Source organism: Mycobacterium sp. 1165178.9 (assembly GCF_001673555.1).
In the GTDB taxonomy this organism is placed as follows: domain Bacteria; phylum Actinomycetota; class Actinomycetes; order Mycobacteriales; family Mycobacteriaceae; genus Mycobacterium.
Genome location: NZ_LZMB01000046.1, coordinates 1 through 17,925, shown reverse-complemented (window position 1 = coordinate 17,925; position 17,925 = coordinate 1). Strand labels below are relative to the sequence as shown.

General features: G+C 66.9%; 16 protein-coding genes, 1 tRNA gene and 3 pseudogenes. 8 read left to right on the top strand and 12 right to left on the bottom strand.

What is annotated here, in order from left to right:
* The coding region (locus A5652_RS02520) for an LLM class flavin-dependent oxidoreductase (protein WP_156745115.1) at window positions 1-670 on the top strand (670 nt) is incomplete at its 5' end.
* A gap of 6 nt (window positions 671-676) precedes the next feature.
* Here A5652_RS02520 and A5652_RS02515 read toward each other — a convergent pair.
* Window positions 677-749 (bottom strand) — tRNA-Asn (locus tag A5652_RS02515).
* Window positions 750-889: 140 nt separating this feature from the next.
* On the opposite strand from A5652_RS02515, the gene A5652_RS02510 reads away from it, so the two are divergent.
* Window positions 890-1,168, top strand: a complete 279-nt coding sequence (locus A5652_RS02510; RefSeq protein WP_067346303.1) for a hypothetical protein — start codon at window positions 890-892, stop codon at window positions 1,166-1,168.
* Here A5652_RS02510 and dnaG read toward each other — a convergent pair.
* From dnaG to A5652_RS02495, 3 genes are all read right to left on the bottom strand, one after another.
* The gene (gene dnaG, locus A5652_RS02505; protein WP_067346301.1) at window positions 1,152-3,107 is read right to left on the bottom strand and encodes a DNA primase; all 1,956 of its coding nucleotides are present in this window, start codon (window positions 3,105-3,107) and stop codon (window positions 1,152-1,154) included. The two genes, A5652_RS02510 and dnaG, sit on opposite strands and share 17 nt — an antisense overlap.
* Before the next feature lie 29 nt (window positions 3,108-3,136).
* Complete coding sequence (locus tag A5652_RS02500; RefSeq protein WP_067346298.1) at window positions 3,137-3,754, bottom strand: superoxide dismutase family protein; 618 nt, start codon at window positions 3,752-3,754, stop codon at window positions 3,137-3,139.
* A gap of 67 nt (window positions 3,755-3,821) precedes the next feature.
* Window positions 3,822-5,087, bottom strand: coding sequence for a deoxyguanosinetriphosphate triphosphohydrolase (locus A5652_RS02495; RefSeq protein WP_067346295.1), 1,266 nt, complete (start codon window positions 5,085-5,087; stop codon window positions 3,822-3,824).
* Window positions 5,088-5,230: 143 nt separating this feature from the next.
* Between A5652_RS02495 and A5652_RS02490 the strand changes: the two genes are divergently transcribed.
* On the top strand, window positions 5,231-7,219 hold the full coding sequence (locus A5652_RS02490) for a TPM domain-containing protein (RefSeq protein ID WP_067346293.1): 1,989 nt from the start codon (window positions 5,231-5,233) through the stop codon (window positions 7,217-7,219).
* Between the two features lie 48 nt (window positions 7,220-7,267).
* Here the strand turns inward: A5652_RS02490 and A5652_RS26345 are convergent, their stop codons facing one another.
* From A5652_RS26345 to A5652_RS02480, 3 genes are all read right to left on the bottom strand, one after another.
* Window positions 7,268-7,555: a hypothetical protein gene (locus A5652_RS26345; RefSeq protein ID WP_232001069.1), complete on the bottom strand. Its 288-nt coding sequence runs from the start codon at window positions 7,553-7,555 to the stop codon at window positions 7,268-7,270.
* Window positions 7,556-8,060: 505 nt separating this feature from the next.
* The gene (locus A5652_RS02485; protein WP_067346290.1) at window positions 8,061-9,287 is read right to left on the bottom strand and encodes a PPE family protein; all 1,227 of its coding nucleotides are present in this window, start codon (window positions 9,285-9,287) and stop codon (window positions 8,061-8,063) included.
* A gap of 235 nt (window positions 9,288-9,522) precedes the next feature.
* Window positions 9,523-10,914: a glycine--tRNA ligase gene (locus A5652_RS02480; protein ID WP_067346289.1), complete on the bottom strand. Its 1,392-nt coding sequence runs from the start codon at window positions 10,912-10,914 to the stop codon at window positions 9,523-9,525.
* A gap of 190 nt (window positions 10,915-11,104) precedes the next feature.
* Here A5652_RS02480 and A5652_RS02475 point away from each other — a divergent pair, with 190 nt between their 5' ends.
* Both A5652_RS02475 and A5652_RS02470 read left to right on the top strand, forming a co-directional pair.
* Window positions 11,105-11,533, top strand: coding sequence for an ArsR/SmtB family transcription factor (locus A5652_RS02475; RefSeq protein WP_369805729.1), 429 nt, complete (start codon window positions 11,105-11,107; stop codon window positions 11,531-11,533).
* The gene (locus A5652_RS02470) at window positions 11,530-11,925 is read left to right on the top strand and encodes a Fur family transcriptional regulator (protein WP_067346285.1); all 396 of its coding nucleotides are present in this window, start codon (window positions 11,530-11,532) and stop codon (window positions 11,923-11,925) included. Before A5652_RS02475 ends, A5652_RS02470 begins: the two co-directional genes overlap by 4 nt.
* A gap of 4 nt (window positions 11,926-11,929) precedes the next feature.
* Here the strand turns inward: A5652_RS02470 and A5652_RS02465 are convergent, their stop codons facing one another.
* From A5652_RS02465 to recO, 3 genes are read right to left on the bottom strand one after another with little or no spacing between them, the layout of a single operon-like run.
* Window positions 11,930-12,358: a hypothetical protein gene (locus A5652_RS02465; RefSeq protein ID WP_067346283.1), complete on the bottom strand. Its 429-nt coding sequence runs from the start codon at window positions 12,356-12,358 to the stop codon at window positions 11,930-11,932.
* On the bottom strand, window positions 12,358-13,275 hold the full coding sequence (locus tag A5652_RS02460; protein ID WP_082983743.1) for a decaprenyl diphosphate synthase: 918 nt from the start codon (window positions 13,273-13,275) through the stop codon (window positions 12,358-12,360). Before A5652_RS02460 ends, A5652_RS02465 begins: the two co-directional genes overlap by 1 nt.
* Window positions 13,268-14,065: a DNA repair protein RecO gene (gene recO, locus A5652_RS02455; protein ID WP_067346281.1), complete on the bottom strand. Its 798-nt coding sequence runs from the start codon at window positions 14,063-14,065 to the stop codon at window positions 13,268-13,270. The genes A5652_RS02460 and recO overlap by 8 nt, the downstream gene beginning before the upstream one ends.
* 61 nt (window positions 14,066-14,126) lie before the next feature.
* Here recO and A5652_RS02450 point away from each other — a divergent pair, with 61 nt between their 5' ends.
* The gene (locus A5652_RS02450; RefSeq protein ID WP_067346279.1) at window positions 14,127-15,611 is read left to right on the top strand and encodes an amidase; all 1,485 of its coding nucleotides are present in this window, start codon (window positions 14,127-14,129) and stop codon (window positions 15,609-15,611) included.
* Between the two features lie 28 nt (window positions 15,612-15,639).
* Window positions 15,640-16,123: pseudogene (locus A5652_RS26340) on the top strand (ornithine decarboxylase); the annotation flags it as partial.
* A 222-nt stretch (window positions 16,124-16,345) separates the two neighbouring features.
* Here A5652_RS26340 and era read toward each other — a convergent pair.
* Window positions 16,346-17,245, bottom strand: coding sequence for a GTPase Era (era, locus tag A5652_RS02440; RefSeq protein WP_067346275.1), 900 nt, complete (start codon window positions 17,243-17,245; stop codon window positions 16,346-16,348).
* Window positions 17,238-17,684, bottom strand: a pseudogene (locus tag A5652_RS02435) (transporter associated domain-containing protein); the annotation flags it as partial. The pseudogene A5652_RS02435 and the gene era, both read right to left, overlap by 8 nt.
* Here A5652_RS02435 and A5652_RS02430 point away from each other — a divergent pair.
* Window positions 17,677-17,925 (top strand): annotated as a pseudogene (locus A5652_RS02430) (CBS domain-containing protein); the annotation flags it as partial. The pseudogenes A5652_RS02435 and A5652_RS02430 overlap by 8 nt on opposite strands.

The window sequence follows — 17,925 nt, the reverse complement described above, 5'->3', positions numbered from 1 at the left end:
CGCCGACGCCCTGTTCACCTTGCACGGGTCGCTCGAGGTGGGCCAACGCTACTACGCGGACGTGAAGAGCCGTGCCGCGGTCTACGGGCGGGACCCCAACCAGCTCAAGGTGCTGCCCGGCGCGACGTTCGCGCTGGGTGACTCCCCCGCCGAGGCCCAGGACAACGCCCGTTACATCCGCGAGCAGCAGGTCAGCGGCCCCACCGCGATCGCGTTCCTCGAACAGGTATGGGGCGTGGACCTTTCGGCCTACGACCCCGACGGGCCGCTGCCCGACGTTGAGCCCGTCGAGAACCCGAACATCACCCGAGGGCGGGTACGGCACGGCGACCCCAGGACGGTCGCCCAAACCTGGCGCGCCCGAGCCGAAGCCGAGCACCTGTCGATCCGCCAGCTGATCATCGAAGTGACAAGCCGCCAGCAGTTCGTCGGGACTCCGGCGCAGGTGGCCGAGGAGATCGATCGCTATGTGCAGTCGGATGCCTGCGACGGCTTCATCCTGGTGCCCCACCTGACGCCGCACGGCCTCGACGAGTTCGTCGACAAGGTGGTCCCGCTGCTGCAGGAGCGGGGCAGCTTCCGTACCGAATACCGCGGCCACACGTTGCGCGAGCATCTGGGCTTGTTGCCCACCCCGGGGCAGACGGCACATCAGGCCGCCGTCGGCTAAGAAATGCTCCCCCGCCTGGACTCGAACCAGGAACCCTTCGGTTAACAGCCGAATGCTCTGCCAATTGAGCTACAGGGGACTAACCCGATCGCGGGACGACTCTAGCGTACTGGCGCGACCGCACCCAACTAGCGTGGACCGCCCCGATCGCCAGCGCGGCGCAGCGGGCCGCCGGCCGGTGAGGCAGGATGGAAGCCATCGATCGTCGGGAGGAACGCTTTGATCCGGTATGTCGTGGTGCTTGGACTGGGTTACGTGCTGGGCTCGAAGGCCGGCCGTCGCCGGTACGAGCAGCTCGTCGGCACTTATCGCGCGCTGACCAGCAGTCCGATGGCCAAGTCGATGATCGAGGGGGGACGCCGCAAGGTCGCGAATCGGATCTCCCCCGACGCCGGTTTCGTCACGCTGACGGAGATCGACGACCAGACGGCCATCATGGAACGCGACGTCGAGGACTCAACCGACGACGCGCTGGCGCCGTCTAATCGCCGCCGCTAGCCTGCTCCAACAGACTGCGCCGGTAGGACTCCATCGCCACCAGGTCGCCGAATAGGGCGTGGTACTCGTCGCCCTGGTCGATCGGCGACATGCGCTGCAGCTTCGACTTCACTTCGGCGATCTGCCGGCCCATCCACACCTCTTGCAGCCGGGCCAGCACGCCGCCGATGTAGCGCGGCAGCTTCTCCTCGTCGACCTGGATGACCTCCACACCCAGCTCGCTGGCAAGGCCGGCCGTCAGAGGCGAGGAGGCCTGATCACGCACCGCCTCGATCCACTGCGCGCCGGTGATCCCGCTCGACGTACCGCCCGCGGTCTCGATGGCCGCACGGATGGCCGCGTATCCGGGATGGGTGAAGCTTTCGACGGTCAGCGTGTCGAACACCGGCCCCGCGAACGCCGGGTACTGCAGGGCCGCTTTGAGCGCCTCCCGTTGTGGCCACAGGGTGGGGTCACGCGGGTCCGGACGGCCGGCGGCGGCGTGGGCCGCATCCGGGGCCGGCTCGGCCGCGCGGCGGGAAGCCCTGGGCGCCGAACCGCCGCGCGCCTGCATGTTGGTGGTTTTGGCCTGGCTGCGTACCCGGTCGATGACCTGCGCGACGTCGTCCCAGCCGACCCACCCCGCCAGCTGACGGGCGTACTCGTCGCGCAGGGTGGGGTCCTTGATCTGGCTCACCATCGGCACGCAGCGGCGCAGCGCCGCAACCCGGCCCTCGGCACTGTCCAGATCCATCTCGGCGAGCGCCGAGCGAATCGCGAATTCGAACAGCGGCGTCCGCCGCGCCACCAGATCGCGCAGCGCGCCGTCGCCGGATTGCAGCCGCAGATCGCAGGGATCCATGCCGTCGGGCGCGACGGCCACAAACGACTGGCCCGCCAGATTCTGCTCGCCGCCGAACGCCTTGAGCGCGGCGGCCCGCCCGGCGGCATCACCGTCGAAAACGTAGATCAGTTCGCCGCGAAAGAAGCTGTCGTCCATCATCAGTCGGCGCAGCATCGACAGATGCTCGTCGCCGAACGCGGTGCCGCACGAGGCGACCGCGGTGGTGACCCCGCTCAGATGCATCGCCATCACGTCGGTGTAGCCCTCGACGACGACGGCCTGGTGGCCCTTGGCGATGTCGCGTTTGGCCAAGTCGATGCCGAACATCACGTTCGACTTCTTGTACAGCAGCGTCTCGGGCGTGTTGATGTACTTGGCTTCCATCGGGTCGTCGTCGAACAGCCGCCGGGCACCGAAACCGATCACCTCGCCGGCCGAGCTCCGGATGGGCCACAACAACCGGCGGTGGAAGCGGTCCATCGGTCCGCGGCGCCCCTGCCGCGACAGTCCGGCCGCTTCCAGTTCTTTGAACTCAAACCCCTTGCGCACCAGATGCTTCGTCAGCGAATCCCAGCCCGATGGCGCAAAGCCGCAACCGAAGTGACGGGCCGCGTCGGCGTCGAAGTTTCGCTCGGTCAGGTACTGCCGGGCCGGGGCGGCCTCGTCGGATTCCAGCGCGGCCGCATAGAACTCCGCCGCCGCCGCGTTGGCCGCGACGAGCCTGCTGCGGCTACCGCGGTCGCGTTGCACGCTGGTGGCCGAGCCGGAGTAATTGATGGTGTGGCCGATCCGGTCGGCCAGCAGTTCGACGGCTTCGACGAAGCTGGCGTGTTCGATCTTCTGGATGAACGCGTAGACGTCGCCGCCCTCGCCACAGCCGAAGCAGTGAAAGTGGCCGTGGTTGGGGCGGACGTGAAACGACGGCGACTTTTCGTCGTGGAATGGGCACAGGCCTTTGAGCGAATCGGCGCCGGCACGCCGCAACTGGACGTAGTCGCCGATGACTTCATCGATGCGCACCCGTTCGCGGATGGCCGCGATATCGCGGTCGGGGATCCGGCCGCGACCCCGGGCGCGGCCATCGCCCTCCGCGCGCGAACCTGCCGGGCTTGACATCGGCTCAGTCTAAGGTGCGACGCCGAAAGCTAGCCGGTACCGATGACACCGCAGGCGACCCGATCCATCGCGTTCTCGGTGTCCTGGGCGCCGTGCAGCATCAAGGCGGTCTTGTTGCCCGCCAGCAGATCGTCCCGGTTGAACGAATCGGTGGTGGTGACCAGATACGCGGAGCCATCCTGGCGGACCTCGAGCGACGCCAGATCGCCGCTTTCCGGCTTACCGGTGTGGCCGGGGGCCTGGTAATGACCGCCGGCGGACAGGAAGTTCCCGGGTGCACCGCCGGTGGGAGCCACCGAGTTCGGCTCGCACTTGCCGATCTCGTGCACGTGCAGGCCGTGGATGCCGGGCGTCAGGATGCCGGGCGCCGCCGTCTTCACGGTGACGGTCACATAGCCGCCGGTGAAGTCGAAGGTCGCGGTGGCCGCCGAGCGACCGTCGGGCGTCTTCAGCTCCGCACTGAGCGAGCCGCCGGCGGGTGCCGGGGTGGTCGACTCACCAGACGATGTCGGAGCGCCACTTTTCACCGGAGGCGTGGTGCCCGGCTGGGTGCTCGCGTGCTGCGGTGAACTGCAGGCAGTCATGGCGATGACGGGAAGCCCCATCAAGATGGAGGCCACAAAGGGCGAGCCGCTGAATTTCTTCATGTCGGGGAGCCTAACTCGCGGCGGCTCCGCTGATTCCCGGACCGGACGACTTGATGCCCACGGGCGACTACGGCCGCACCTGGCGGACGTCGATCCGTTCGAGCCGGCCCTCGGTGTACGACGCGATCTGATCGACGATGACCCGCCACCGGCCGGCGTCGTCGGGAGCGGTGTTGAAGGCCGCAGCAAAGACCGGGTCGAGCGTTCGGGGCGCCCCGGCGTACAGCCAGTGCGCCACGCGATGGATGCGTTCACGCTGTCCGGCTTGGGTTTCCTGATGCCGCGGATCAGACATGATGAATTGCAGCGCCAGGATTTTCAGCACGGCGACCTCGGCACGTACCAGGTCGGGAACCTGCAACTCGGCCCGGTAACGCACCAGGGGTCCGGGACCGGCCGCAGCGCGGGTGGTGGCGATGGCCGCGGAGGCGAACCTGCCGACCAACTCACTGGTCAATCGCTTCAGCGCGACCGAAGCCGCCAGCGTGGCGTCGTACTTGCCGACGGCCGCGACCACCGGCAGGGCCGAGAGCCGCCGCGCGGCCGCCATGAAGTCGTCGGCGCGCACCCGGGAAAATTCGGTCGCGCCCAGCGCGGCCAAAGCAGCGGCCTCGTCATCGTCGGCAAGCACCCGCAGGTCGATGCGTTGCGACACCACGCCGTCCTCGACATCGTGCACCGAATACGCCACATCGTCGGCCCAGTCCATGACCTGGGCCTCCAGGCACATCCGGCCCTCGGGCGCACCCGCCCGAACCCAGGCGGCCGGCTCGCGGTCGTCGTCGTAAAACCCGAACTTGCGTTGCCCGTCGCCACGGGGCCACGGATACTTGGTGACCGCGTCCAGCGACGCGCGAGTCAAATTCAGCCCCGCACTATTGCCTTGAGCATCAAGGACTTTGGGCTCAAGGCTGGTCAGGATTCGAAAATTCTGCGCATTGCCCTCAAAGCCGCCATAGTCCGTTGCGACCTCGTCGAGCGCGCTTTCACCGTTGTGGCCGTAGGGCGGGTGGCCGATGTCGTGCGCCAGTCCCGCCAGCTCGACCAGGTCGAGGTCGCAGCCCAGCCCGATCGCCATCCCGCGCCCGATCTGGGCCACTTCGAGCGAGTGCGTCAACCGGGTGCGCGGTGTGTCACCCTCTCGGGGCCCCACCACCTGAGTTTTGTCGGCCAATCGGCGCAACGCGGCGCTGTGCAGAACCCGCGCGCGATCGCGGGCGAAGTCGGTGCGGTGCTGACCCTCGGTACCCGGCAGGCCCGCAGTCTTCGGCGCTTCGGCCACCCGTCGCTGACGGTCGAAGTCGTCGTATGGATCGTGCTGATTCCCGGCCACCGTCGCACAGTCTGCCAGGGATTGCCCGCCGAAGTCCGGCCCGACTCAGAGCCTGCTGGCGTGTGTCGTGGCGGGGCTGCGCCTAGCTGCCCCCTCCCCATCAGACCTACTGGCCTGCGTCGTCGCGGGGCTAGATTGGCCCTATGCGCACCGCTCGCCTGATCGCCGTGATCGCGACGATCCTCACGGTCGGCTTCAACGGCGCGTTGCTGCTGGCGCCGTCCGCCGGCGCGCAGCCACCATTCCGGTTGGCCGACTACATCACTGACAACGCGGGAGCGCTGTCGGATTCCGGGCGCAGCGCGGTCAACTCCGCCCTGGACAAGCTGTACACCGACCGCCACATCCGGCTGTGGGTGGTCTACGTCGACAACTTCTCCGGGCAGCCCGCGGCCGAATGGGCACGACGCGCCGTGAGCAGCAGCAACCTCGGCGACTACGACGCGCTGCTCGCCGTCGGCACCACCAGCCGTGAGTATGCCTTCCTGGTGCCGTCCACGATCAAGAGCGTCAACGCAAATCAGGTCGACAAGTTGCGGCGCAACAGGATCGAGCCCGCCCTGCACAACGGCGACTGGAGCGGCGCCGCCGCGGCGGCGGCCGACGGGCTGGACACCTCGCCGGGCTCGTCGGGCCGAGTGGCGCTGCTGGCCGTGTTGGCGGGCATTCTCATCGCGCTGGCAGTCCTGTTGCTGGTCATGCGTTATCGGGGCGGGCGCCGCCGCGCGGCTGCGTTGGCCGCGGCACGCCGAGTCGATCCCACCGACGCCAACGCGCTGGCGCAGGTGCCGCCGCAGGCACTCGACGATCTCTCCCGCGCACTGGTGGTGGACGTCGACAACGCGATACGCACCAGCGCCAACGAATTGGATCTGGCTGTCGCCGAATTCGGCGAAGACCGCACCCAGCCCTTCACCCAGGCAGTGACGAACGCCAAAGCGGCTCTGTCCCAGGCATTCACGATCCGGCAGCAACTCGACGACGCGCTGCCCGAGACACCGGCGCAGCGCCGTGACCTGCTCACCCGGGTGGTCGTCTCGGCGGCGCGCGCCGACCGCGAACTGGAGTCCCAAACCGAGGCGTTCGAGAAGCTGCGCGATTTGGTGATCAATGCCCCTGCCCGCCTTGACTCACTGACACAGCAGTACGTGGAACTCACCACCCGCCTCGGGCCGGCCGAACAACGACTTGCCGCACTGCACAAGGACTTCAGCGCTGCCGCGCTGACGTCGGTGTCCGGCAATGTCACGACCGCCAAGGAACGGTTGGCGTTCGCCGACCGCAACATCGGCACTGCCCGTGAGCTTGCCGCCCAGGCCGTCAGCGGACAGCAATCCCGTCTGGTCGACGGCGTCCGGGCCGCCGAGTCAGCGCTGGGCCAAGCGCGCGCGTTGCTCGACGCGGTCGACCACGCGGCCGTCGACATTCAGCACGCCATCGACCGGCTGCCGTCGGCGATGACCGACATCCAGAACGACATCACGCGCGCAGACGAACTGCTGCAGAAGACCTCGAACGTCAAAACTGCGCACGCCGGTGATCTGGTCGCGGCGCGCGACGCGGCCATCAGGGCCGTCGAAAGCGCACGAGCCGGTGCTTCCGACGATCCGCTGGGCGAGTTCGGACAGCTGACCAAGGCGGATGCCGGCCTCAATGGACTACTCGCCACCCTGGCCCAGGAGCAGGCCGCTGCCGAACAGCTGAACCGGTCATTGGAGCAGGCGTTGTTCACCGCGCAGTCGCGGGTGCGTGCGGCATCGGACTACGTCGACACGCGCCGGGGCAGCATCGGTCCCGAGGCGCGCACCCGGCTGGCCGAAGCCAAGCGGCATCTCCAAGCGGCGCAGGACAAACGATCAACACTCCCGACCGAGGCGATCGCGCACGCGAATGCGGCATCGACGCTGGCTGCCACGGCGCAGTCCCTGGCCAACGACGACGTGCAACTGGCCCAGCGCTCCTACGTGGGCCGCGGCGGCAGCGACATGGGTGCGATGCTCGGCGGGATCATCATCGGCAACGTCCTGGGCGGAGGCATGCGGGGCGGATTCGGCGGCTGGAGCCCGACCTCGTTCGGCGGCAGCCCAAGTGCGTCCGGCGGCGGTTTCATGGGTGGCGGCGGCCGATTCTGAGCAGCGGCTAACGCCGGTGATCGCAGCGGCTTTGGGCTTTGCCCGGCCTCAACCGGCCGCCGGGGAATGCGGTATCACGCCCGGGGTTCGTGGCGCGGCATCGCCTTCCCACCCGCTACGCGCACCATCCGTAGCCGTTGCCGGACGGGAACCGTCGACCGCCTCGTCGAGAGCTTCGGCGTTGACTTCCGGCTTGGGCGCCCAATGGTCGTAGTCATCTGGCGGGACGACCACGCCCCACCTGAGCGGAACGGACAGGCCGCCGAGCATGCCGGACTCACCTCGAACTGCCGACACCGTGTCATCCGGCAACGGCGAACGGAGAGGCAAAAGCATGCTCGCCCCCTTCCACAGCCGATTAGAACGTTCGGGCGCTGTGGCGAATCGAAATCACACCAACCGATTCACATCGTAAGACAAAATGAAGAAAATATGCGGACGTTGCCGGCATTTATCTTTGTCGAGCACATGCTCCAACGGTGCGCGACACCGTCTCGCGCCGCGCGACCGCAGGCGGGCCGGCGCCGTCACCCGCATGGACGACGCCGGGTGTCCGACGTCTGATTCGAAGGTTTGTGCGATAGGTCGCCGATCCGAAATCTGTTCAGGCACAACAAATTAAGGATGCAACAGAGGGCCGACTTCGATACGGGGGGAGGTTGTTCCCTGTGTCGCGGTAGTCGCTTCTCGTCCGGCTCTTCCGGTGAACGAGTGGACCGGGCACATCAGATGAATTCCGCGTCGCGACACCACGCTTGTTGCCGCGCATGTCGACAAATCCAAAAGTTTGAATTCTCGCCGCTTGCACAATATCCACGTCTGCAACAGCAGCACCGTCGCGTTATCCCGGCCGGCCGCGCGGAACCACTTTGGGACGAGACCTGACCACCTGCGCCCTCGTCCCGCGGTCCTCGCCCTCGGGGCTCTTCTCGTCCACCGGCACCGCCGCCATCGGCACGCCACTGCCCGGACCGGTTGCCGCCGCAACCGGCGCTTCAGGGCCCACACCCGACATCGCCGGAGCGGCGATGTAAGCCGGCATCGACCCTTCCCACGCGGCCGGCACGGACATCGATCCGACGAAGCGCGCACTACCTAGACCCGCCGTCGCCACACTCAGGGCGCCCAGCCCCCCACCGGCCAACGGCTGAAGGTCGGTTAGCGCGCTACCCGCGCTATGCGGCGCGTTGAGCGGCGCGCTGGTCGCACCGGGCGACGCCGGTGCCAGCGACGACGCCGATGCGGGTGACGCCGCCGGGCCGGCACTTTGGGCGAGCGTCACCATGGGCGTCATCAACGCGGTTGCCGGGTACGCTCCCGCCTGCGCGGCGGTCGTCAATGCGGCCGCCGGCGTCGACGAAATCAGCGAGGTCAACGACGAGACGGCCGGCGGGAGCGCGGAAAACACCGATTGCAGCTGGGTGGCGAACGCGGTGCCCAGAGAGGACAAGCCCTGGAAGAACTGAGACGCAAAACTCAGGGGTGCGGTCACCATTCCGGCCAGGTCCGCCACATCCGCCGATGGTGCGCCATCCCCGAGAACCGCGGGCGGCACGCCGAAATTCGGCAATGCCTGTGCCATCGTTTGAGCCCCGGTCTGATAGCCCAACATCGCCGCCACGTCCTGCGCCCACATCTCGACGTACTCGAGCTCGGTCTGTGCGATCGCCGCGGTGTTCAGGCCCAAAAAGTTCGTCGCGATCAAGACGAGCAGCCTGGCCCGATTCGCCAGCACCTCCGGCAGCGGCACCGTCGCCACCAAAGCCCCCTCGAAGGCCAGGGCCGCCATCCGGGCCTGCAAGGCCGCCACCTCTGCCTGTGCCGCAGCGAGCAGCAGCCATTCCACGTAGGGCGCCGCGGCCGCGGTCATCGATGTCGACGACGGCCCCAGCCAGGGACCACTGGCCAAATCCGAAACCACGGTGTTGAAAGACGATGCCGAGGACGACAGCTCGGCCGCGAGCCCATCCCAGGCCGAGGCCGCCTCGAACAGAGGCCCGGATCCCGGGCCGCCAAATATCAAGGCCGAGTTGATCTCCGGAGGGAAGAACACAAACGCGGGAATCAATCGCAACCCCAACCGACCGAGTCAACGGCTACAGCCCCGGACGGCTCGACATCCGCCCGCAGCCATTAGCTACCTACTTATGCCCCAGAAGTGGATCTTAAGGCACCCTCATGGGAAAGGCCGAATTTTCCACAGCCCATATTTCGCAAACCCCGGCGTCAGTGACGACGCATCGCCACCCGGGCGCGCGGACCGGATGTGCCGGTCAGAGAAATGACGGGACGCGGGTGGGCGATTAAGCGCCCTTGAGGCGCACCGCCAAATACTCGGAGACGGCATTCATCGCGACCCGCTCCTGGGACATGTCGTCGCGCTGGCGCACCGTCACGGCGTCGTCCTCGAGCGAGTCGAAATCGACCGTCACGCAGAACGGTGTGCCAATCTCGTCCTGGCGCCGATAACGTCGCCCGATCGCGCCGGCGTCGTCGAAATCGATATTCCAGAATTTGCGCAATTCGGCGGCTAAGTCTCGCGCCTTGGGACTCAAGTCGGCGTGGCGGGACAACGGAAGCACCGCAGCCTTGACCGGAGACAGGCGCGGGTCGAGGCGCAGAACCGTGCGTTTCTCCATCTTGCCCTTGGCATTCGGGGCTTCGTCCTCTACGTACGCGTCGATCAAGAACGCCATGAACGACCGCGTCAGGCCGGCCGCCGGCTCGATGACATACGGCGTGTACCGGGTGTCCGTGACCTGGTCGTAGAACGACAGGTCGACGCCGGAATGCTTCGCATGCGTCGACAGGTCGAAATCGGTGCGGTTGGCTACACCTTCCAACTCACCCCACGGGTTGCCGGCGAAACCGAACTTGTACTCGATATCGACGGTGCGATCGGAGTAGTGCGACAGCTTGTCGGCCGGATGTTCAAATAACCGCAAGTTCTCGGGGTCGATGCCCAGCTCGACATACCATTGCAGCCGGCTGTCGATCCAGTACTGATGCCATTCCTTCGCGGTCGACGGCTCGACGAAGAACTCCATTTCCATTTGTTCGAACTCGCGGGTCCGGAAAATGAAGTTGCCCGGGGTGATCTCGTTGCGAAAACTCTTGCCGATCTGGCCGATACCGAAAGGCGGCTTCTTGCGGGCGGTCGTCACCACGTTGGCGAAGTTGACGAAGATGCCCTGCGCGGTCTCCGGGCGCAGATAGTGCAGGCCCTCCTCGGTCTCGATCGGACCCAGGTAGGTCTTGAGCATCATGTTGAATTCACGCGGCTCGGTCCACTGGCCCGGCTCGCCGGTCTCCGGGTCGCGGATATCGGCCAGACCGTTGGGCGGCGGGTGCCCGTGTTTGGCTTCGTACGCCTCGATGAGATGGTCGGCGCGGTAGCGCTTGTGGGTGATCAACGACTCGACCAGCGGGTCATGGAAGACGTCGACATGGCCGGAGGCAACCCACACTTGCCGCGGCAAGATGATCGATGAATCCAGGCCCACGACGTCGTCGCGACCGCTGACCACCGAGCGCCACCACTGCCGTTTGATGTTCTCTTTGAACTCCACGCCGAGCGGGCCGTAGTCCCACGCCGACCGGGTGCCGCCGTAGATCTCTCCCGAGGGGAAGACGAAGCCGCGCCGTTTGGCCAGGTTCACTACGGTGTCGATGACGGACGCCACGGGGCGGTGCACTCCCTTTCCGGGTTCGGGCGGGCACGCGCGGGATCAACCGCGGTGCGCAGAGCATCAGTCATGGTAGCGATCGACGCCGCGGTCTTTGACATGCGTCATCATGCATGTGACAGTGGATGGCAGCCGACAACGATATCCAATGGCGATACTTTTCCCACTACCTGGCACTTTTCGAGGTGATGCCGCTCCCATGATGACGTCCCCGTCAGCTTCTGCCTCGATGCCGGCCGCCAGCGACGGCGACGCGGACCTGGGGGTGGTCGGCCACGATCCAGCCGCGCTGGGCGCCGGTGGGCACTCCGGTTCGGCCGCATACCCCGTCCCGCCGCCGCGGGAGATCCTCGATGCCGCCGGTGAATTGTTGCGCGCGCTGGCCGCGCCCGTGCGAATCGCCATCGTGTTGCAGTTACGCGAGTCCCATCGCTGCGTGCACGAGCTAGTGGATGCGCTCGGCGTGCCCCAGCCCCTGGTCAGCCAGCACCTGAAGATTTTGAAGGCGGCCGGGGTGGTCACCGGGGAGCGATCGGGTCGCGAAGTGCTGTACCGGCTCGCCGATCATCACCTCGCGCACATTGTGGTGGACGCCGTCGCGCACGCCAGTGAGGAGCCGCGTCAATGACCGGAACCAGCGTCCGTTCCACCCGACAGCGTGCGGCGATCTCCACGCTGCTGGAGACGCTCGACGAGTTCCGCTCGGCCCAAGAGCTGCATGACGAGCTGCGCCGCCGCGGCGAGAACATCGGCTTGACCACCGTTTACCGGACGCTGCAGTCGATGGCCGCGGCCGGGATGATCGACACGCTGCGCACCGACACCGGTGAGTCGGTCTACCGCAGGTGTTCCGAGCACCATCACCACCACCTGGTCTGCCGCAGCTGCGGCGCCACCATCGAGGTCGGCGATCACGAGGTCGAGGAATGGGCGTCGCAAGTGGCCGCCAAGCATGGCTTCTCCGACGTCAGTCACACCATCGAAATCTTCGGTACCTGTTCGGATTGCAACGGCCGATAGCCGACTACGCCATCAGCTTCCGGCGTATCCCGGCGCCGGTATCCAGCACCAACAGGATCAGCGTCCTGAGGGCTTCGTCGGTCAGGCCGCCACCGGGAAAGTTGTAGCGCAGCATCACGTCGGCGGTCTTGGACGCGCCCTTCCCCGAATTACGTTGCACGGCCTTATCACTGAGTTTCTCGATCAGGCTCACACTGCCGAAATTGCTGTCGCGGGCCTGCGCGGCGACCTGCTCGCTGACCTTCTTGGTCAGCGGCAGATCCCACGCCAAGATCTGGGTGAGCGACACCAAATCGAGGCCCTCGGCGATGTTCACCACCCGCAACGAGGCGATGGTGCCGTCGTGGCGCACCGTGACCGCGCCGTCGGGCTCCTCCTCGAGCGGAAGGACGTCGCCGAGTATCGACGCCAGCCGTTCCTGTAACGACGGCATTAGGCGCTCCCGAATCTACGGTTGCGAGAAGCGTATTCCTCACACGCCGCCCATAGGTCGCGGCGGTCGTAGTCGGGCCACAGCTTGTCCTGAAAAACGTACTCGGCGTACGCGGCCTGCCACAGCATGAAATTGCTGGATCGATGCTCCCCCGAGGTCCGCAGGAACAAATCCACGTCGGGAATGTCGGGCCGCTGCAGGTGGTGTGACACGGTCGACTCGCTGATGCGCTCCGGGTTCAGCCGGCCTGCGGCGGCCAGGCGCGCGATTTCCTTTGTGGCCTCCGCGATTTCGGCGCGCCCACCGTAGTTGACGCAGTAGTTCACGGTGATGACGTCGTTGTCCTTGGTCATCTCCTCCGCGATCGCCAATTCATTGATCACGCTGCGCCACAGGCGTGGCCGCGATCCCACCCACCGGATCTTGACTCCGATGGTCTTCAGGTTCACCCGGCGCATGCGCACCACGTCGCGGTTGAACCCCATCAGGAAGCGGACCTCCTCGGGGGAACGCTTCCAGTTTTCCGTGGAGAAGGCGTAGAGGCTGAGCCATTTGATGCCGAGTTCGATTGCACCGCAGACGATATCGATAACTACCGCCTCGCCAGCCTTGTGGCCGTCGGTGCGGGTAAGCCCCTGTTGGGTGGCCCAGCGGCCGTTGCCGTCCATCACGATGGCCACATGATTGGGCAGTCGGGCGGCCTCGATTCTGGGCGGGGCCGCCTTGGAGATGTGCTGTGGGGGGCGGCACGGCCCCCCGTCGGGCGAGGGCGGCAGCTCCGGAAAGACGACCGGCCAGGTCGACGTGTCGGGAAACACCGGATAGTCGTCGGGAGCGGGGGGCAGCTGCGGGAAATCGGCTGACGCCGTGAGGAGCTCGGCCTTTCGACCAGAGCCGCCGGCCCAGAGTTTAGCCACAGTCCATATCCTGCCCGATCAGCGCCGCGCGCTGTTCGGCGATGGTGCGATCGACGTGATATGTCCGTTCCACGAGTGGCAACGTCTTGAGCTGGCGCTCCAAATGCCACTGCAGGTGCGCGGCCACCAGACCGCTGACGTAGTTGCGATGCGATTGCGGCGTTTTTTCGGCGAAGTCCCAATCGCCGTCGTGGAGCGCGGACATCAGGTCCAGCACCCCCGGGGGTGGCGTCGTCGAACCGGCCGGGCGGCAGTGTGCGCATACGCTGCCGCCGGCGCCGACGTGGAACGCCCGATGCGGGCCGGGCGTGGCGCAACGGGCGCACTCGCCCAGCGCCGGCGCCCATCCGGCGATGCCCATCGCGCGCAGCAGATAGGCATCCAGCAGGAGGTCCCTGGACCGTCGGCCGTCGGCCACCGCCCGCAATGCGCTCACCGTGAGCCCGTGCAGGGACGGGGCGGGCGCCCGCTCCTCGCCGGCGAGGCGTTCAGCGGTTTCCAGCATGGCGCAGGCGCAGGTGTAACGGCCGTAGTCGTTGACGATGTCGGTGGCGAACGCGTCGATGGAGACGACCTGGGTGACGATGTCGAGGTTGCGGCCGGGGTGTAGTTGCGCATCTATGTGCGCAAACGGCTCCAGCCGGGCACCGAATTTGCTGCGGGTCCGGCGCACACCCTTGGCGACCGCGCGAACCAGCCCGTGATCCCGAGTAAGCAAGGTGACGATCCGGTCGGCTTCGCCGAGCTTGTGCTGGCGCAACACAACAGCTCGGTCTCGGTATAGCCGCATCACAATAGTTTTGCACCCCGCCGCGACATTACGGGTATCCGCGCCGTTAGTCTCGTACCCCGTGATTGGCGCTTCTGGGTTGGGTCCTGGGTCCATTGCCGGATCCGGCCACCGACGCCTGCCCACACTCACTGACCTGCTCTATCAGCTGGCCAGCCGCTCGGTGACGTCCACCACACTGGTCGGTCGCTCCCTGCACGCCATCCATGCCAGCCAGCCCACGCTGAACGCCTTCCGGGTGGTGCTCACCGAGTCGGCACTGGCCGACGCGGCGGAGGCCGACCGGCGGCGCGCGGCAGGGGACACCGCCCCCCTGCTGGGAATCCCGATCGCGGTGAAAGACGACGTCGACGTCGCCGGGGTGCCCACCGCCTTCGGGACCGAGGGATCGGTCGCGCCGGCCACGCACGACGCCGAGGTGGTGCGCCGACTCAAGGCGGCCGGCGCCGTGATCGTCGGCAAGACGAACACCTGCGAGCTCGGCCAATGGCCGTTCACCAGCGGGCCCGGTTTCGGGCATACCCGCAACCCCTGGTCGCGCCGGCACACCCCCGGCGGATCGTCGGGCGGCAGCGCCGCGGCGGTGGCGGCCGGCTTGGTCACCGCCGCGATCGGCTCGGAGGGCGCCGGCAGTATCCGCATCCCGGCGGCGTGGACGCACCTGGTGGGCATCAAGCCGCAGCGTGGACGCATCTCGACCTGGCCGCTGCCGGAGGCGTTCAACGGCATCACGGTCAACGGCGTGCTGGCCCGGACCGTGGCTGACGCGGCGTTGGTGCTCGACGCCGCATCCGGCAACGTCGAGGGCGATCGGCACAAGCCGCCCCCGATTACCGCGTCCGATTATGTGGGCAAAGCGCCCGGCCCGCTGAACATCGCGCTGTCCACCCGGTTCCCGTACACCGGCTTCCGGCCGAAGCTGCACCCGGAGATCCTGGCCGCGACGCGAGCCGTCGGCAAGCAACTCGAACTGCTCGGCCACACCGTGGTGCCCGGCAACCCGGACTACGGGATGCGGCTGTCCTGGGACTTCCTCGCCCGATCCACCTCGGGCCTCCGGGATTGGGAGGAAAGGCTGGGCGACGGCGTCGTGCTGGACCCCCGCACCCTGTCCAACCTCCGCTTGGGTGCCGTGCTGGGGCAGGCGATTTTGCGTAGCGCGCGCCGCCACGAAGCGGAAGACCAGCGACGGGTCGGCTCGATCTTCGACATCGTCGACGTCGTGTTGGCGCCGACCACGGCCCAACCGCCGCCACTGGCGCGCGCCTTCGACCGGTTGAGTGGGTTTGGCACCGACCGCGCCATGATCGCGGCGTGTCCGCTGACATTCCCGTGGAACGTCCTGGGCTGGCCGTCGATCAACGTCCCGGCCGGCTTCACGTCCGACGGCTTGCCGATCGGTGTGCAGCTGATGGGTCCGGCGAACAGCGAGGGCATGCTGATTTCGCTGGCCGCCGAGCTGGAGGCCGTCTGCGGATGGGCCAGCGAACAGCCCCAGTCGTGGTGGGACCAGACCACCGACGCGTCCGGCGCCTCCGGGAATTAGCCGCTGACAACTCGGGTACTCGTCGGCGATGGACCAATCGACCGCTCCCCCTGCTCGATGCGCTGGCCGATTATCGGGCCAAGAACCGCTACGGATTCACGCCACCGGGCCACCGACAGGGTCGCGGCACCGACGACCGCGTCCTGGAGGTTCTGGGCCGCGAACCATTCCTCGATGACGTGCTGGCCAGCGGCGGGCTCGATGACCGCAGAACCAGCAACCAATATTTGAAGCACGCCGAGGACCTGATGACCGAAGCGGTGGGCGCCAAGATGGCCTGGTTTTCCACCTGTGGCAGCTGACTCTCGGTCAGGGCGGCGATGATGGCCGTCGCCGGCGGTGACGGCACCCTGCTGGTAAGCCGTGACAGCCATAAGTCGATTGTGGCCGGGGCTGATCTTCTCCGGTGTGCAGCCGAGCTGGATCACTCCCCAATGGGATGCCGAGCACCACTTTTCGCATCCGCCCTCGCCGCACAGGTCGAAGAAGCCTGGGATAAGCATCCGGACGCACCCGCCGTTGAAAACTATTCGGGTGCTGGCCTGACGTGGCCATGCGCAACGACATTCACATGCGCCACATGCTTAGCGTGCGCCTGGCATACGGTCCTTTCCAATTGCGCTAGCACCGGCGCTAGCACGAATGAAACTCGCCTCATGGTCGTGGGCGCGCCGCGGACGGGCGACGGTCGGACGCCGGCCGCGGTGTGTTCGGGCGCCGGCCGGGCGGTGCCGTTAAAACCCGAGTCGGCCAAGCTGTTTCGGGTCACTTTGCCAGTTCTTGGCGACCTTGACGCGCAGGTCGAGGTACACCTTGGTGCCCAACAATTTTTCGATCTGGGCGCGCGCGGCGGTACCCACCTCGCGCAGCCGGGCGCCGCCCTTGCCGATGACGATCCCCTTTTGGCTGTCGCGTTCGACGTAAAGCAGAGCGTGGACGTCGATCAGGTCGTCACGGTCCGCACGCGGATTGACTTCGTCGATGACCACCGCCAACGAGTGGGGCAGCTCGTCGCGAACACCCTCGAGGGCGGCCTCCCGGATGAGCTCGGCCATCAGGACCTCTTCGGGCTCGTCGGTCAGCTCACCGTCGGGGTAGTACGCCGGCCCGGGCGGCAGTGCGGCGGCCAGCACGTCGATCAAGACGTCGACCTGCGCCCCGGTCGCCGCCGACACCGGGACGATTTCGGCCGAGCCACCGACCAGCTCGCTGACCGCCACCAGCTGTGCGGCTACCCGATCTCTGGGCGTCTTGTCGATCTTGGTGACGATCGCGACCAGAGTCGTCTTCGGCGCGGTCGAGCGGATCTGTTCGACGATCCACCGGTCCCCCGGGCCGATCGCTTCGTCGGCCGGAATGCATAGCCCGATCACATCGACCTCGGAATACGTATCGCGCACAAGGTCGTTCAGACGCTGGCCCAACAGGGTGCGCGGGCGGTGCAGACCCGGCGTGTCGACCAGGATGATCTGGAAGTCGTCTCGATGCACGATGCCGCGGATGGTGTGCCGAGTGGTCTGTGGCCGCATCGAGGTGATCGCGACCTTGCTCCCGACGAGCGCGTTCGTCAGCGTCGATTTCCCGGTGTTGGGGCGGCCGACCAAACACACGAAGCCGGAACGAAATTCAGTCATGCTGCGCCGAATCCTCGCCATCGGATGATGCGTCGGATTCGACCGGGCTGAGCAGGACGGTGTTGATCCGCACCCGACCGCGGTGATCAGTGCCGCCTTCGGCCCGTAGTCGCAGACCGTGTGAAACCACCTCGGCGCCCGGCAGCGGCACCCGCCCCAATTCCAGTGCGAGCAGGCCGCCCACGGTGTCGACGTCGAGATCGTCGTCGAATTCCACGTCATACAGCTCGCCCAGGTCTTCGATCGGCAACCGCGCCGACACCCGGAAGTGCTTGTCGCCCAATTCTTCGACCGGCGCCGTCTCCGCCTCGTCGTACTCGTCGGCGATCTCACCGACGATTTCTTCCAGCACGTCTTCGATGCTGACCAGGCCGGCGATCGCGCCGTACTCGTCGACGAGAAGAGCCATGTGGTTGCGGTCGCGCTGCATTTCCCGCATCCCCGTGATCGGCGAGAACGTCGACGACATCGTCGGCGTCGTGTATTTGAAAGACCTTGTCCAGCAGACGGTCTTGTCTGGCGACGGCGGCCGGACCCCGCCGGTGTCGAAAGTGATGCGCCCGGCGGTCTTCGTGCCAGACTCCAAACCGCTGGACTCGTTGCTGCGGGAAATGCAGCGCGACCGCAACCACATGGCTCTTCTCGTCGACGAGTACGGCGCGATCGCCGGCCTGGTCAGC

What these genes read in the sequence shown, in the direction of transcription:
- era (WP_067346275.1), bottom strand. Translation starts at nt 17,245, where the DNA reads ATGACTGAATTTCGTTCCGGCTTCGTGTGTTTGGTCGGCCGCCCCAAC.
- A5652_RS02490 (WP_067346293.1), top strand. Translation starts at nt 5,231, where the DNA reads ATGCGCACCGCTCGCCTGATCGCCGTGATCGCGACGATCCTCACGGTC.
- recO (WP_067346281.1), bottom strand. Translation starts at nt 14,065, where the DNA reads ATGCGGCTATACCGAGACCGAGCTGTTGTGTTGCGCCAGCACAAGCTC.
- A5652_RS02470 (WP_067346285.1), top strand. Translation starts at nt 11,530, where the DNA reads ATGACCGGAACCAGCGTCCGTTCCACCCGACAGCGTGCGGCGATCTCC.
- A5652_RS02465 (WP_067346283.1), bottom strand. Translation starts at nt 12,358, where the DNA reads ATGCCGTCGTTACAGGAACGGCTGGCGTCGATACTCGGCGACGTCCTT.
- A5652_RS02475 (WP_369805729.1), top strand. Translation starts at nt 11,105, where the DNA reads ATGATGACGTCCCCGTCAGCTTCTGCCTCGATGCCGGCCGCCAGCGAC.
- dnaG (WP_067346301.1), bottom strand. Translation starts at nt 3,107, where the DNA reads ATGTCAAGCCCGGCAGGTTCGCGCGCGGAGGGCGATGGCCGCGCCCGG.
- A5652_RS02500 (WP_067346298.1), bottom strand. Translation starts at nt 3,754, where the DNA reads ATGAAGAAATTCAGCGGCTCGCCCTTTGTGGCCTCCATCTTGATGGGG.
- A5652_RS26345 (WP_232001069.1), bottom strand. Translation starts at nt 7,555, where the DNA reads ATGCTTTTGCCTCTCCGTTCGCCGTTGCCGGATGACACGGTGTCGGCA.